The following is a 13591-nucleotide window of genomic DNA, read 5'->3' as shown; positions in this document are numbered from 1 at the left end:
AAGCCGGTCGCAGACCGTGCCGCCCCTCGCGTCAGGACGCCCCCACCTGCCAAGGCAGGGTCGCCTCATAGGCCGCTCCGGCCCTGAGCGCGGCGAGGTCGCCGCGCGGCCGGCCGATCAGCTGCATGCCCAAGGGGCGGCCTTTGTCGTCGAAGCCGACGGGCACGTTGAGCGCCGGACAGCCGCCGAGCGTGGCGAAGGCCGAAACCTGCATCCAGCGATGGTAGCTGTCCATCGTCCGTCCGGCGACCTCACTTGGCCAATGCGTGCCGACTTCGAAAGGAAAGACCTGCGCCGTCGGCAGCGCGATGAGATCGAAGTGCTCGAACAGCGACAGCAGCGTCCGGTGCCAGGAGGTGCGGATGACCGAGGCCGCGCGGATCTGCGGCGCCGTCAGCCGCATGGCGTTCTCCACCTCCCAGACGGCTTCCGGCTTCAGCAGGGCGCGCTTGTGCGGGTCGTCATAATGGACTTTCAGCGCCGAGCCGCTGCTCGCCTGCCGCAGCGTCACGAAGGCTTGCCACAGTGCCTCGAAATCGAAATCCGGCAGCAAGGGCTCGGTCAGGAAGGATGCCTCCGCGAAGCGGCCGAGTGCGGCCTCGCACAGATCGAGGATGCCAGGCTCTACCGGCAGGTGACCGCCGAGATCACCGAGCCAGCCGACGCGGCCGCCGCTTGCCGGCGTTGCCAGCCCTTCGAGGAATGAACCAGGCTTTTCCCAGGACAAGGGCGCATGCGGATGGTAGCCCGCCTGCACGTCGAGCAGCAGCGCCATGTCGCTGATGCTGCGGCCCATCGGCCCGTCTATGCCCATCTGAGCATGAAAGACTTCCAGGTCCGGCCCTCCGGGGACAAGGCCCTGCGACGGGCGGAAGCCATAGACATTGTTCCACGCCGCCGGATTGCGCAGCGAGCCGCCGAAATCGCTGCCGTCGGCGACCGGAACCATGTCGAGTGCAAGGGCGACCGCAGCGCCGCCGCTCGACCCGCCTGCGGTGAGCGCCGGATCGAAGGCGTTCAGCGTCGGGCCGAACACGTTGTTGTAGGTGTTGGATCCCAGCCCGAATTCGGGAACATTGGTCTTGCCGATGATGATGGCGCCGGCCTTGCGGATGCGCTCGACGAAGAAATCGTCCTCCTGCGGCACGAAATCGGCAAAGATCGGCGAGCCGAAACTGGTCCTCAAGCCGCGCGTCATGGCGAGGTCTTTTATCGCCATCGGCAGGCCAAACAGCGAGCCGGCCGGCCCGCCTTGCGCTAGATGCGCGTCCGCCGCGTCGGCCTCGCGCAGGATGTCGGAGCGCTCGCGCAACGAGACGATGGCGTTGACCAGCGGGTTTACCGCGTCGATGCGGTCGAGGAATGCGGCGACCAACTCGCGCACGGACAGGCGGCGCAGCCGGATCGCCTCGGCCAGGTCGACAGCGGACATCCGGCAGATGTCGCCGGCGGGGGGCACGGCGTGCTTCGTTGTAGGGCGCAGGGCAGTCATCCGGCGTTGTTGCGCAGGGCGGTGTCCACATCCGCGGCCAGCGGGATGGCCGGCTGGGCGCCGGGCTTCAGGCAGGCGAGNCAAAAAGTATCGCCAGCCCCGACCGTGTCGACCGGCGTGATTTTCAGCGCCGGCACGGTCAGGAAATCCTCCGGGGTCGCCGCCAGCACGCCGTCGCCGCCGAGCGTGACGACGATGGTGCGGCCGGTTTTGCCGGCGAAGTCGCGCATGCGCGCCGGGCGGTCGCGGCCTTTCAGCGACAGCGCCTCGCCGTAAAGGTCGAATTCGGTTTCGTTGGCGACGGCGTAGTCGGCCTTGCCGAGCAACGCTGCCGCCTCGCTACGGAACGGCGCGGTGTTGAGCACGGTGACGGCGCCGGCGGCGCGTGCGGCGTCAAGCGCTGCATCGACGGTCTGCAGCGGGATCTCGTGCTGAAGCAGGACGACGTCGCCCTTCGCAAGGAAAGCCTTGGCGAGATCGCCGGGCAGCACCGAATCATTGGCGCCCGGCACGACGGCGATGACATTCTCGCCGTCGGCGCCGACGAGGATCAGCGCCGTGCCGGTGGAGGCGAAGCTCTGGCCGACGCCGGAGAGATCGACCTTGCCGGCCACGAGCAAAGCGAGGGCTTCGGTTGCGAAATTGTCCTTGCCGACGGCGCCGACCATGCGCACCTTGGCGCCGGCTCGCGCCGCAGCCAACGCCTGGTTGGCGCCCTTGCCGCCGGGCGCGGTGACGAAGCCGGAGCCGCGGACCGTCTCGCCCGGCGAAGGCAGGCGGTCGACATTGGCGATAAGGTCGAGGTTGATCGAGCCGACAACGATGATCAAGAAAGCCTCCTGCGGAATGCGCGGGAAGCTAACCTGTAAGCCGGCGGCTTGCCAGAGCGTGCGGATGTTTTGCGCCGGGAGCTCGCAAAAAGAACAACACCGGCGAGGGGATTTCGCCGGTGTTGTTTGATGCGGGCAGCTTCAGGACGCGGTCTGGCCCGCTTCCCAACCGAGGATGGCGCGTTTGCGGGTCAGGCCCCAGTGGTAGCCGGTGAGTGCGCCGGACTTGCCCAGCGCCCGATGGCAAGGGACGACGAAGGACAATGGGTTGGCGCCGACCGCCGCTCCCACCGCCCGGCTGGCGTTTGGCGCGCCGATCCTGGAGGCGATCGAAGAATAAGTGCAGGCCTTGCCCATCGGGATCCTGAGCAGCGCGTCCCAGACGCGCAGCTGGAAGTCGGAGCCGATCATCACCACGCGCAGCGGCTGGTCGGCGCGCCACAATGTCGGATCGAAGATGCGCGCCGCATAGGGCTGGGTGGCGCTCATGTCCTCGACATAGGTGGCGTTCGGCCAGCGGCCCGACATGTCGGCGAAAGCCGCCCGCTCGCCGCCCGGATCGTTGAAGGCGAGCCCCGCAAGGCCACGGTCGGTGACCATGATCAGGGCGATGCCGAAGGGCGAGATGTGGTAGCCGTAGCGGATGGTCAGGCCGGCGCCGCGCGTCTTGTAGTCGCCCGGCGACATCGCCTCGTGGGTGACGAACAAATCGTGCAGCCGGCCGGGGCCGGACATGCCGAGTTCGAACGATGTTTCGAGGAGCGGCATGCCGGAATCGAGCAGTTTGCGGGCATGGTCGAGGGTGACCGCCTGCAGGAAGGCTTTTGGCGACAGGCCGGCCCAGCGGGTGAACAGTTTTTGCAGGCCCGTGGGTGTCTCGCCGACATCGGCTGCCAGGGCTTCCAGCGAGGGCTGGTCGCGATAGTCGAGGCTGATCTTCTCGATGGCGCGGCGCACGACCTCGTAGTCGCTGCCCTCGGGGGTGATGTCGTGCTGCAGGATCGCTGTCGGTTTCATCTGCGTATTCATGGTCATCTGGGCGTTCATGGCAATATCTCCTTGACCGCGAATATCGGTCTTTCCGCCCCTTGCAACCACCCGAAACTTGCCTTGTTGCCGCCTGTTCCCAGCTAAATACTGGATTGCGCCCCGGGAGATGCCGATGGCCGGCGAAAGGGTGAATCTGAGCGGAGCAAGGGAGACCTTGCTGATGACGCTTTATGGCAAGGCGCTGGAAAGCCGGCTGCCGCATTCGCTGCTCGGGGATCGCTTCGCCGACGAGGCCGTGCGCAAGATCGAATATGATTTCTCGCACCTCAAGGTGGACACCAATCTCGGCATCGGATTGGCGATTCGAGCCAAGACCTACGACGTGCGAGTTCAAGACTTCATCGCCAGAAATCCCGGCGCCATCGTGCTGCATCTCGGCTGCGGGCTCGATACGCGCATTTTCCGTGTCGATCCACCCGAAGGCGTGGAGTGGTTCGATGTCGATTTTCCGGATGTCATCGCGCTCCGGCGCAAGCTTTACCCGTCCCGGGACCACTACCACCTCGTCGGCTCTTCGGTAACCGACCCAGACTGGCTGGCAGAAGTGCCGCGCAATCGTCCGGCCGTCGTGGTGATGGAGGGGTTGACGCCTTATCTCCCGGTAGAGGAGGGGTCACGGCTGCTGTCACGCCTTGTCGCGCATCTTGCCGGCGGCGAGCTGATGTTCGACGCCTACAGCCACTTCGGCCTGAAGATGCTGCGCCTCAATCCGACCATCAGGGCGACGGGCGCCGAGGTTCACTGGGCGATCGACGACCCGCAGGTACTGGAGCCTGCCGTTCCGAAGCTGCGCTTTGTCGACGATATCTCGGCCTACAGCGCGGAACGCACAGCGCATATGAGCTGGTCCGCAAAACTGTTCATCGGGCTCTGGAGACACATTCCCGCATTGCGCAAGGTCGGCAGGATTTTACGCTACCGGTTCTGACGCGCCGGCTCTAACGCGTCCTGGCTTTTGTCAGAGCACGTGAAAATGCAGTGGCAAAACTCTCGCGGGAGTCAGGGTCCAGGAATGACCCGATCGGCACATTCTGTCCTTGTGCTTCCACCGTCATCCTGGTGATGCCGATCTCGGCATGGCGAGCGACGGAAAAGCGTGCCCAGAACGGGTTGAAGCGATGCGCTTCCGACTTTCCCGAGGGCGCCGTCTTGCGGATGTCGAGGCTGGTGCGCGACACCGACACTTCCTCGCGGGCACGGGCGGCACGATAGTTGGCGCGGAAGGCGATGTAGACGGCGATGACGTCGAGGCCGAAGAAGCCGAACACCGGCCAAGCGCCGCGCGACAGGAAAAACGCCCCGGTCACCACCCAGCCGAACAGCAGCGCGCCCATCAGCACGGCAAAGCCGGTGCGGCCCAGCGAGCGGTGCGGTGTCAGCAGCGCCTGGAAGAATGGCTCGTCGGCCTGAAACGAGGCGTTTGTGTCGCTCATCCCAGGATATTATAGGAGGGATATGGCCAGCCCCAAGTCCAAAAATCTTTCCCTATCCAAAAGTGAACTGCAGCCCGGGCGGCGCGACGGCTCGAATGCCAAGCCGCGACCGCGGCCGGCGCGGCTCCGTTCGCTCTACAGCGCCGCCGAGGTGCATGAGATCTTCCGGCGGTTTTCGGTGCAGCGGCCCGAGCCGAAGGGCGAGCTCGAGCACGTCAACGCCTTCACGCTGCTGGTGGCCGTGGTGCTGTCGGCGCAGGCGACCGATGCCGGCGTCAACAAGGCGACGCGGGCGTTGTTCAAGGTCGCCGACACACCTGAAAAGATGCTGGCGCTGGGCGGAGCCAGGGTCGGCGAGTACATCCGCACCATCGGACTCTGGCGCAACAAGGCCAAGAATGTCGTGGCGCTCTCGGAGGCGCTGATACGCGATTACGGCGGCGAGGTGCCCAGCGAGCGCGATGAGTTGGTCAAGCTGCCGGGGGTCGGGCGCAAGACCGCCAATGTCGTGCTCAACATGGCGTTCGGCCAGCACACGATGGCGGTCGACACCCATATTTTCCGCATCGGCAACCGCCTCGGCCTGGCGCCAGGCAAGACGCCGGAGCAGGTCGAGCAAGGGCTGCTGCGGATCATTCCGGATGAGTATATGCGCCACGCGCATCACTGGCTGATCCTGCATGGCCGCTATGTCTGCAAGGCGCGCAAACCCGATTGCCCGGCCTGCGTCATCGCCGATCTCTGCAAGGCCGAAGTGAAGACGACCGATGTGCCGGCGCCGCTGGTGGAAATCGCGGCGCCCGGCGTCCCGACAACTAGCTTTCCTCCACGAACACCTCTTCGCGCTTCTTCTTGACCGACGGCAGGAAGACGACGACGAGCACGGCCAGTGCGACGAGCAGCAGGCCGGCGCTGATCGGCCGCGTCACGAAGGTCGAGGGGTCGCCGCGCGACAGGATCATGGCGCGGCGCAGGTTTTCCTCGAGCAGCGGGCCAAGCACGAAGCCGAGCAGCAGGGGTGCGGGTTCGCAGCGCAGCTTGGTCAGGATGTAGCCGAGCAGGCCGAAGAATGCGACCGCGTAGAGATCGAAGGCGTTGGTGTTGACGCTGTAAACACCGATCGAGCAGAACGCCATGATGATCGGGAAGAGCACATAATAGGGGATCGTCAGCAGCTTCACCCACAGCCCGATCAGCGGCAGGTTCAGCACGATCAGCATCAGATTGCCGATCCACATCGAGGCGATGATGCCCCAGAACAGCGCCGGCTGCTCGATCGCGACATTGGGGCCGGGCACGATGCCCTGGATGATCATGGCGCCGATCATCAGCGCCATGACCGGATTGGCCGGAATGCCCAGCGTCAGCATCGGAATGAAGGAGGTCTGGGCGCCGGCATTGTTGGCCGATTCCGGGCCGGCGACGCCGGCGATGGCGCCCTTGCCGAACTCCTCCGGGTGTTTCGACACGCGCTTTTCGACCGTGTAGGAGGCAAAGGCCGCAAGCACCGCGCCGCCGCCGGGCAGGATGCCGAGCGCCGAACCGATGATCGTGCCGCGCACGATGGGCGCGGCCATCGCCTTGAAGTCGTCGCGGGTCGGCATCAGGCCGGAGACCTTTTTGATCATCACCGAGCGCTCGTGCTCGTTTTCGAGATTGCGCAGGATCTCGGCAACGCCGAAGACGCCGACCGCCACCGCGACGAAGTTCAGCCCGTCGGCATATTCGCGGATGCCGAGCGTGAAGCGCTGCGTGCCGGTGTAGATGTCGGTGCCGACAATGCCGAGCAGCAGGCCGAGCACGACCATCGCCAGCGCCTTGACGATCGAGCCGTGGGCGAGCGCGATGGACGAGACGAGGCCGACGATCATCAGCGAAAAATATTCGGCCGCGCCGAATTGCAGGGCTATTGCCGTCAGCGGCGGGGCAAAGACGGCGACGAGAAAGGTCGACACCGTGCCGGCGAAGAACGAGCCGATCGCGGCGATCGCCAGAGCCGCCCCGGCGCGACCGTTCCTGGCCATCTGGTAGCCGTCGATGGCGGTCACGGCCGAGGAGGATTCGCCGGGCATGTTGATGAGAATGGCGGTGGTCGAACCGCCATACTGGGCGCCGTAGTAGATGCCGGCCAGCATGATGAGGGACGAAACCGGGTCGCCGATCTGAAAGGTGATCGGCAGCAGCATGGCGATGGTTGCGGTGGCGCCGATGCCGGGCAGGACGCCGATCAGCGTGCCGAGCAGAACGCCGATGAGGCAAAAACCCAGATTGGCCGGCGTGGTGGCCGTCGAAAAGCCGAGTTCGAGGTTCCTGAGGAGGTCCATCTCAGCGCCTCACAATGCCAGCAATTGGGGCAACCAGGGGCCGAAGCGCTGGAACGGCAGCCCGAGCGCGTAGCTGAAGACAAGCACTGAGAACAGCGTCAGGCCGGCCGACAGCAGAAGTGCCGTCAGCGGCTTCATGCGGGCGCTGGCAAAAGAGGCGATCAGCGCCGCCAGGAAGATCGACGGGACGAAGCCGAGGCCGCGCACCGTCAGGCCGAAGAAGATCGGCGCCGGCAGGATGAACAGCATGCCGCGCCAGGCGATCGGGCCGATGGGTTCGCCCTCGACGCGCACCGCCTGGACGAGGATGATGGCGCCAAGCACGATCAGCACGGTCGCCAGCACCAGCGGGAAATAACCCGGTCCCATGCGGAAGGCGGTGCCGATTTCGAGGCCGAGCGATTGTATCGCGAAAAAGGCGCCGAAAAAGATGAACAGCGCGGCGCACAGGCCGTTTGTCCTGTCGATGGCGAAAGGTTTCATGGCGGTCCTCCCCTGACCCTTGCAACGGGCTTGCCGTTGCAAATGTGAAAACGGACGTCGAAGCGAAAACGGGGCGCCGGCAGCGCCCCGTTCAAGCCTCAGTCGGCGTATTGGCCGGCGGCTTCGATGATCGGCTTCCAGCGCGTGATCTCGCCTTCCAGCTTGGCCTTCAGCGCTGCCGGCGTCGCGTCGGCCTCGGACGACGGCTTGGTGCCGAGTTCGGCGAAGCGGGCGATGACGTTGGGGTCCTTCAGCGCGACCTGGAGCGATTTCGACAGTCGGCCGGTGATCTCGGCCGGCGTGCCCTTCGGCGCATAGAGGCCGTGCCAGATGCCGACCTGAACCGCGGGCAGGCCGGCTTCGATGGTCGTCGGCACGTCCTTCACCACGTCGAGGCGCTCCGGCGTGGTGACGGCATAGGCCTTGATCGTGCCGCCCTGGATCTGCTTGGTGGTGTTGGTGGTCTGGTCGCACATGATGTCGACCTGGCCGCCGAGAAGGTCGGTCATGGCCGGACCGGTGCCCTTGTAGGGCACGGTGACCAGCGGCGTGCCGATGGCGCTCATGAACAGCATGCCGCACAGATGCGAGGCAGCGCCGATGCCGGCATTGGCGACGGTGATGGTGTCCTTGTTGGTCTTGGCGTATTCGACCAGCCCTTTCAGGTCGGCCGGCTCCAGGTCCTTGCGGGCGACGATGGCCATCGGCACCTCGGTGACGAGGCCGACATACTCGAAGGCGTTCAGCGTGTCGTAGGCGAGTTTTCTGTAGAGGGTCGCGCTGGTCGCCATGCCGATGTGATGGAGGAGCAGCGTGTAGCCATCCGGGTCGGCGTTGGCGACGCGGCCGGCGCCCAGCGTGCCGCCGGCGCCGCCGACATTTTCGACGATGATCTGCTGGCCGAGATCCTTCGACATGGCTTCGGCGACGAGCCGCGTAACCGTGTCGGTCGGACCGCCGGCCGCAAACGGCACGACGACGGTGATGGTGCGCTCGGGATAGGTCTGTGCGCTGGCGGTGAACGAATAAAGCGTGACGGCCGCGGCGGCGGCCAGGGCGGCTACAATTTTCCTCATCGTAATTCTCCTCCCAGGATATCAATCTCCGATCGCTGTGCAGGTCAGGCAGCGAGGGTGCAACAAAGGCAAGCTAACAGATTGTCGCCTGACGCAAACTGCAAAATACAGTCGTGCGCAACCATGGCGATCAGTGGGGAGTATGCCCGGAGGAGATGGGTTTGGTGTTGGCGTTGCTTCAATAATCGTAGCCGCGCGCCATCGCCGCCGCGAAGATCGGGATCAGCAGGAAGATGAAGGCTTCGGCGCGCACATAGGTCTTCACCGAGGCGAGTTCCGCAACCGGCACCTGAAAGCCGGGATTTGCACTGGCTTGCCGGTTCCAGGAGATGAAGCGGATGGTCGGGATGATCGACAGCAGGCCAACGATGCCGAATGCCGCCATCTTGGTCCAAAACACCCAGTTGTAGACATAGAACTCCCAGCCCTTCAGGCCGTAGACGACGCGGCCGATGCCGACGATGATGATCGACATCGCGAGGATGCCGTAGTGGCGGTCGATGCCGGCAAGCCGCTTCAGCGTGGCGGCGGAGAGGTCGCCGCGGATCAGGACAAATTCGGCGCCAATGATGCCGGCCAGCGAGAACACCAGCAGATGATGGAAAATGGCAAGCACGAGATCGGTGGTGTCCATGGCGTTCTCCTCCCATTGGCGGTATCGAGACCGGCCCTTGCCGGACCGGTTGCGAAAGGTAGCATCGTTCGGCAGAATTCCCAGAGGCGGATCTGGGTTGGACCATCGGCGTCGCCATCCTGACAGCTGGGGTTTTCTGAAATGACCGGACTGAAGCGCGCCCTGTACCCGATGCCGGACGACATCCGCATCGCCCTGACCGAAAAAGGACTGACAGCGGCCTACGAGGCGCGGCCGGACTACCAGAAGAACGATTATCTCGGCTGGGTCGCCCGCGCCAAACGCAGCGACACCAGGCAGAAGCGGCTCGACCAGATGCTGGACGAATTGCGGCGCGGTGGGCTCTACATGAAGATGGTCTGGCACGGCTGAAAGTAAGCCGACGCTGTTCGCTTCGACCGCCTGGTCGCGCCAGGCCGTTCGGAAGCTTCCCTGGCTGAATGATGATCCGGCTTGGCCCTTGTCCGGGCGCGCTGGTTTGCTAAGCGCTGACCGTCAACGGAGGCAGAGTTTCATGGGCAGTCCAAAAACAGCCGGCGTCCCGGTTCTCGAAACGGAACGGACCATCATGCGGGCGCACCGGATCGAAGACTTCGACAACTATGCTGTCATGTGGGCCGACCCCGTCACCACCCGTTTCATCGGCGGCAAGCCGCGGACGCGGGAGGAAAGCTGGATGCGGTTCCTGCGGCATGCCGGCCTGTGGTCGCTGCTTGGCTACGGCTTCTGGGCGGTCGAGGACAAGGCCAGCGGTCGCTTCATCGGCGAGGCCGGATTCCACGATCTGAAGCGCGACATCGAGCCGTCGCTCGAGGGCATTCCGGAAGCCGGCTGGGCGCTGGCGCCGCAAGCACATGGCAAGGGTCTTGCCAGCGAAGTCGTCAGAAGGGCCCTGGCCTGGGGCGACGAAACCTTTGCCGGCGCGAGAACCGTCTGCATCATCGATCCGGAAAACACCGGCTCGTTGAACGTTGCGGCAAAGTGCGGCTACACCAAGGTCCTGGAAACGACCTATCACGACGGGCTGACGATCCTGCTCGAACGGCGGGTGTGAAGCGCTTCATCGACGCAATTTCCACGTTCTGCCAGGGTTGGCTATTCTAATCTAGCTACGCAATTCCTGTGGGAAAACCGCTCACACTTTTCCTGGAATTGCCCTTTGGGGGAGCCGACCATGCGTGCGATCAATGCGATATTTCTGAAGCTTTTCTGGGCGGGGCTGCTGCTCCTGGCGGCCGTGCGACTGGCGGGCGCCGATGCGACGGTGCCGACCGCCGACATCGAGGGCGGTGCCGACAATCATCTGGCCAAGCGCTACGAGGGGTCGTTCATCGTCTCCTACGAAAAATTCGCCTATACCGATTTTACAGTGCCGCTGTCGCCGCTGAAGCCGAGCGCCGATCCGGATGCCCGTGACACGATGAACAACCGTGTGTTCGCGCCGGACAAGAAGGCTGAGGTCGAAGGCGCGCTGACCCGCATCGCCTATGTGCTGCCGGCCGAGCGCTCCCCGCTCGAAGTGCTGCGCAACTACCAGGATGTGATCGCGGCCGCCGGCGGCGAAGTCCTGTTCGAATGCAAGAAGGAAGAGTGCGGCGGCGCCGCCGACCGGTCGTCGAGCGGTGGCGGCGGCGACATGAGCCTGATGATGTATTTCTTCCATGAAAGCGACGTCAAGGACGCGGCCTTTTCCAATGGCGCCTGTGCGGTAACCACCGGTATCAACGACCAGCGCTTCTTCGCTGCCAAGGTGCCGCAGGATGGCGGCGACGCCTATGTCACGGTTCAGGCCTATTCGCTGATCGACGACCTCTACTGCAAGGAACTCAACGGCCGCACCATCGCCGTCGTTCAGGTGCTGGAGCCCAAGGCGCGCGACAAGAAGATGGTGGTGGTCGAAGCGGCCAAGATGGCGGATTCGCTGTCGGCCACCGGCTCCATCTCGCTCTACGGCATCTTCTTCGACACCGACAAGGCCGACATCAAGCCGGAATCGGAACCGACGCTGAAGGAGATCTCGACGCTTCTGACCAACGAGCCGGGCATGGCGGTGATCGTCGTCGGTCATACCGACAACCAGGGCGCCTTCGACTACAATATCGATCTGTCGTCGCGGCGGGCGCAGTCGGTAAAGACGGCGCTGGTCTCGAAATACGGCATCGATGGCGGCCGGCTGACCGCCGCCGGCGCCGGCATGATGGCGCCCGTCGCCAGCAATGACGACGAAACCGGCCGCGCCAAGAACCGCCGCGTGGTGCTGGTCAAGGCGAACTGAGGCCGATCACGGTTTCAGCGCCGGCTAGGCGCGCTGCCTGCTCCAGCATCGAGGCATCCTCGCCGAAGGCGCGGGTGGCGCGAGCGGCGGCCTCCAGCAGGTCCGGTGTCATGCGGCGCAGGAACGCCGTATCGACGCGTGTCGACGGGCCGGCGAGCGTCAAGGCGCCGAGCAGAACGCGGCCCGGTCCGAACACCGGCACCGAGACGCCCGCCGTCTCAGGGTCGCGGTCGCCGATCGACAGATAGTGGCAGGCCTTGCGGATGGTCTCGTATGGTTCGCCCGGCTGGCCTGAAAACGCTGCCAGCACGCGGCCGCCCGAGCCGGTGAGCAACGGCAGCAGGTCGCCTTCCCGGATGGTGTAGCGGATAGGATGCTTGGATTCGACGCGGTAGAGACAGGTGCGGGCGTCGCCCGAGCGGACATAGAACGCCACGCTTTCCCAACTGCGTTCGGCAAGATCACGCATGATCGGCAGCAGGATGTCGACCGCCACGACCGAGCGCTGGTAAAGCGCGCCAAGCCGAAAGGTGGCGGGTCCGATGCGGTAGCGGCCATCGTCGAGCCGCTCCAGCAACTGCCCGCGCAGCAATGAGTTCGCCAGCCTCAAAATGGTGCTTTTGTAGAGCCCGGTGCGCGCCGCGATCTCGGCCAGGCTGAGCGAGCGGTCGGCGGTCGCGAACGCGTCGAGAATGGCAATCGCGCGGTCGAGCGCGGCAACACCATCGGCCGGCAACGGCTGGGATCGCGCTTCGGTCATCTCACGAACAGTTTCATTCCAGTTTACCTGCTCGGACAAAGGCCGGCCGAAGCGATTGTGCCGCACATCCATGGTTCTGTCTAGTAGAACAGCGTTCCTGTTGACAGAACGCACCGAAATCGGCATGAATTTTTGCCGAGCGGGTCTGTTTTCAGGCTACGTTTCTGGCAGGCACCGGAGGAGGTGTCGTGATTTGGAGGAATCCCATGCTGAACAGACGCAGATTTTTGATGAGCACCGCGGCCGCAGGCGCTGCCGGATTCGTTGCAACGCATTTGACGCCCGCCCTCGCTCAGGATGCACCGCAGATCCAGATCTTCGTGCCGGCCGCGCCCGGCGGTGGCTGGGACCAGACGGGGCGCACCATCGACCAGGTGCTGCGCAGTGAAAAACTGATCTCCGGCTCGCAGATCACCAATGTCGGCGGCGCCGGCGGCACGGTCGGCCTGCCGCAGTTCATCAGCCAATGGAAGGGCAAGGGCAATTCGCTGATGGTGGCCGGCATGGTCATGGTCGGCGCCATCATCGCCAACAAATCAGCCAACAACCTCTCCGAAGTCACGCCCATCGCTCGCCTCACCGGCGAGTTCGAGGCGCTGGTGGTGCCGGTGGATTCGCCGTTCAAGACGGCCGGCGATTTCGTTGCGGCGCTCAAAGCGGATCCGACCAAGGTTCCGGTGGCCGGCGGCTCGGCCGGCGGCTCCGACCACATCCTGTTCGGGCTGATCGCCAAGACGGTCGGCGTTCCGGCAACCAACCTCTCCTATGTGCCTTTCGCCGGCGGTGGCGAGGCGCTGTCGGCGCTGCTCGGCAACCAGGTTGCGGCCGGCATTTCCGGCTTCGGCGAGTTCTCCGAGCAGGTCAAGGCGGGCGCGCTTCGGCTGTTGGCGATCTCCGCCGACAAGCGCCAGGACGGCATCGACGCACCGACGATGAAGGAAGCCGGCATTGACGTCGAACTGTTCAACTGGCGCGGCGTCTTCGCACCGCCAGGCGTCTCCGATGCCGACAAGGCGGCGATGGTCACGATGATCGAGACCATGGCCAAGAGCGATGCCTGGGCAACCGAGTGCAAGAACCGTAACTGGACGCCCATCCTGCTCACCGGCGACGATTATGCGAAATTCCTCGTCGACGACACCGCCCGCATCACCGCGATCCTCAAGGATCTCGGCCTCGCCTGATGTCTTCAGGGGCGGCCACGGCCGCCCCTCCGACATTCGCCTGCGGCATG

General features: G+C 64.8%; 15 protein-coding genes. 6 read left to right on the top strand and 9 right to left on the bottom strand.

Going from position 1 to position 13591, the window contains the following annotated elements:
• Positions 1 to 31 precede the first annotated feature (31 nt).
• The 3 genes from X726_RS155770 to X726_RS155780 form a co-directional block, all read right to left on the bottom strand.
• Positions 32 to 1492 (bottom strand): amidase, encoded by a 1461-nt coding sequence (locus tag X726_RS155770; protein ID WP_031201317.1) that lies wholly within the window; start codon positions 1490 to 1492, stop codon positions 32 to 34.
• On the bottom strand, positions 1489 to 2322 hold the full coding sequence (locus X726_RS155775) for a ribokinase (RefSeq protein ID WP_023669735.1): 834 nt from the start codon (positions 2320 to 2322) through the stop codon (positions 1489 to 1491). The genes X726_RS155770 and X726_RS155775 overlap by 4 nt, the downstream gene beginning before the upstream one ends.
• 141 nt (positions 2323 to 2463) lie before the next feature.
• On the bottom strand, positions 2464 to 3369 hold the full coding sequence (locus tag X726_RS155780) for a methylated-DNA--[protein]-cysteine S-methyltransferase (protein WP_023669734.1): 906 nt from the start codon (positions 3367 to 3369) through the stop codon (positions 2464 to 2466).
• Positions 3370 to 3484: 115 nt separating this feature from the next.
• On the opposite strand from X726_RS155780, the gene X726_RS155785 reads away from it, so the two are divergent.
• Positions 3485 to 4300 (top strand): class I SAM-dependent methyltransferase, encoded by an 816-nt coding sequence (locus tag X726_RS155785; RefSeq protein ID WP_031214890.1) that lies wholly within the window; start codon positions 3485 to 3487, stop codon positions 4298 to 4300.
• Positions 4301 to 4310: 10 nt separating this feature from the next.
• Here the strand turns inward: X726_RS155785 and X726_RS155790 are convergent, their stop codons facing one another.
• Positions 4311 to 4805 (bottom strand): DUF2244 domain-containing protein, encoded by a 495-nt coding sequence (locus X726_RS155790; protein WP_023669732.1) that lies wholly within the window; start codon positions 4803 to 4805, stop codon positions 4311 to 4313.
• Between the two features lie 22 nt (positions 4806 to 4827).
• Between X726_RS155790 and nth the strand changes: the two genes are divergently transcribed.
• Positions 4828 to 5661 (top strand): endonuclease III, encoded by an 834-nt coding sequence (gene nth, locus X726_RS155795; RefSeq protein WP_023669731.1) that lies wholly within the window; start codon positions 4828 to 4830, stop codon positions 5659 to 5661.
• Here the strand turns inward: nth and X726_RS155800 are convergent.
• The 4 genes from X726_RS155800 to X726_RS155815 all read right to left on the bottom strand — a co-directional run bounded on the left by X726_RS155800 (position 5621) and on the right by X726_RS155815 (position 9322).
• Complete coding sequence (locus X726_RS155800; protein WP_023669730.1) at positions 5621 to 7129, bottom strand: tripartite tricarboxylate transporter permease; 1509 nt, start codon at positions 7127 to 7129, stop codon at positions 5621 to 5623. The genes nth and X726_RS155800 overlap by 41 nt on opposite strands.
• A gap of 9 nt (positions 7130 to 7138) precedes the next feature.
• Complete coding sequence (locus X726_RS155805; RefSeq protein ID WP_023669729.1) at positions 7139 to 7612, bottom strand: tripartite tricarboxylate transporter TctB family protein; 474 nt, start codon at positions 7610 to 7612, stop codon at positions 7139 to 7141.
• Positions 7613 to 7710: 98 nt separating this feature from the next.
• A complete protein-coding gene (locus tag X726_RS155810; protein WP_023669728.1) occupies positions 7711 to 8688 on the bottom strand; it encodes a tripartite tricarboxylate transporter substrate-binding protein in 978 nt (325 codons plus the stop codon).
• 178 nt (positions 8689 to 8866) lie between these two features.
• Positions 8867 to 9322: a DUF2214 family protein gene (locus X726_RS155815; protein ID WP_023669727.1), complete on the bottom strand. Its 456-nt coding sequence runs from the start codon at positions 9320 to 9322 to the stop codon at positions 8867 to 8869.
• Between the two features lie 141 nt (positions 9323 to 9463).
• On the opposite strand from X726_RS155815, the gene X726_RS155820 reads away from it, so the two are divergent.
• From X726_RS155820 to X726_RS155830, 3 genes are all read left to right on the top strand, one after another.
• Positions 9464 to 9694 carry a YdeI/OmpD-associated family protein gene (locus tag X726_RS155820; RefSeq protein ID WP_023669726.1) on the top strand — a complete coding sequence of 77 codons (231 nt, stop codon included), beginning with the start codon at positions 9464 to 9466 and terminating at the stop codon, positions 9692 to 9694.
• Between the two features lie 142 nt (positions 9695 to 9836).
• Complete coding sequence (locus X726_RS155825) at positions 9837 to 10376, top strand: GNAT family N-acetyltransferase (protein WP_023669725.1); 540 nt, start codon at positions 9837 to 9839, stop codon at positions 10374 to 10376.
• A 120-nt stretch (positions 10377 to 10496) separates the two neighbouring features.
• Positions 10497 to 11597, top strand: a complete 1101-nt coding sequence (locus tag X726_RS155830) for an OmpA family protein (protein ID WP_023669724.1) — start codon at positions 10497 to 10499, stop codon at positions 11595 to 11597.
• Here X726_RS155830 and X726_RS155835 read toward each other — a convergent pair.
• Positions 11584 to 12357 (bottom strand): IclR family transcriptional regulator, encoded by a 774-nt coding sequence (locus X726_RS155835; protein ID WP_023683085.1) that lies wholly within the window; start codon positions 12355 to 12357, stop codon positions 11584 to 11586. The two genes, X726_RS155830 and X726_RS155835, sit on opposite strands and share 14 nt — an antisense overlap.
• A gap of 206 nt (positions 12358 to 12563) precedes the next feature.
• Between X726_RS155835 and X726_RS155840 the strand changes: the two genes are divergently transcribed.
• Positions 12564 to 13541, top strand: a complete 978-nt coding sequence (locus X726_RS155840; protein ID WP_031214886.1) for a tripartite tricarboxylate transporter substrate-binding protein — start codon at positions 12564 to 12566, stop codon at positions 13539 to 13541.
• Positions 13542 to 13591 lie beyond the last annotated feature (50 nt).

Origin of the sequence: Mesorhizobium sp. LSJC285A00 (assembly GCF_000503155.1) — a bacterium.
Taxonomy (GTDB): Bacteria; Pseudomonadota; Alphaproteobacteria; order Rhizobiales; family Rhizobiaceae; genus Mesorhizobium.
The sequence above is the reverse complement of the archived record's forward strand: the minus strand, read 5'-3'. Positions and strand labels throughout refer to the sequence as shown.

What these genes read in the sequence shown, in the direction of transcription:
- X726_RS155770 (WP_031201317.1), bottom strand. Translation starts at nt 1,492, where the DNA reads ATGACTGCCCTGCGCCCTACAACGAAGCACGCCGTGCCCCCCGCCGGC.
- X726_RS155780 (WP_023669734.1), bottom strand. Translation starts at nt 3,369, where the DNA reads ATGAACGCCCAGATGACCATGAATACGCAGATGAAACCGACAGCGATC.
- X726_RS155785 (WP_031214890.1), top strand. Translation starts at nt 3,485, where the DNA reads ATGGCCGGCGAAAGGGTGAATCTGAGCGGAGCAAGGGAGACCTTGCTG.
- X726_RS155790 (WP_023669732.1), bottom strand. Translation starts at nt 4,805, where the DNA reads ATGAGCGACACAAACGCCTCGTTTCAGGCCGACGAGCCATTCTTCCAG.
- nth (WP_023669731.1), top strand. Translation starts at nt 4,828, where the DNA reads ATGGCCAGCCCCAAGTCCAAAAATCTTTCCCTATCCAAAAGTGAACTG.
- X726_RS155800 (WP_023669730.1), bottom strand. Translation starts at nt 7,129, where the DNA reads ATGGACCTCCTCAGGAACCTCGAACTCGGCTTTTCGACGGCCACCACG.
- X726_RS155805 (WP_023669729.1), bottom strand. Translation starts at nt 7,612, where the DNA reads ATGAAACCTTTCGCCATCGACAGGACAAACGGCCTGTGCGCCGCGCTG.
- X726_RS155810 (WP_023669728.1), bottom strand. Translation starts at nt 8,688, where the DNA reads ATGAGGAAAATTGTAGCCGCCCTGGCCGCCGCCGCGGCCGTCACGCTT.
- X726_RS155815 (WP_023669727.1), bottom strand. Translation starts at nt 9,322, where the DNA reads ATGGACACCACCGATCTCGTGCTTGCCATTTTCCATCATCTGCTGGTG.
- X726_RS155820 (WP_023669726.1), top strand. Translation starts at nt 9,464, where the DNA reads ATGACCGGACTGAAGCGCGCCCTGTACCCGATGCCGGACGACATCCGC.
- X726_RS155825 (WP_023669725.1), top strand. Translation starts at nt 9,837, where the DNA reads ATGGGCAGTCCAAAAACAGCCGGCGTCCCGGTTCTCGAAACGGAACGG.
- X726_RS155830 (WP_023669724.1), top strand. Translation starts at nt 10,497, where the DNA reads ATGCGTGCGATCAATGCGATATTTCTGAAGCTTTTCTGGGCGGGGCTG.
- X726_RS155835 (WP_023683085.1), bottom strand. Translation starts at nt 12,357, where the DNA reads ATGACCGAAGCGCGATCCCAGCCGTTGCCGGCCGATGGTGTTGCCGCG.
- X726_RS155840 (WP_031214886.1), top strand. Translation starts at nt 12,564, where the DNA reads ATGCTGAACAGACGCAGATTTTTGATGAGCACCGCGGCCGCAGGCGCT.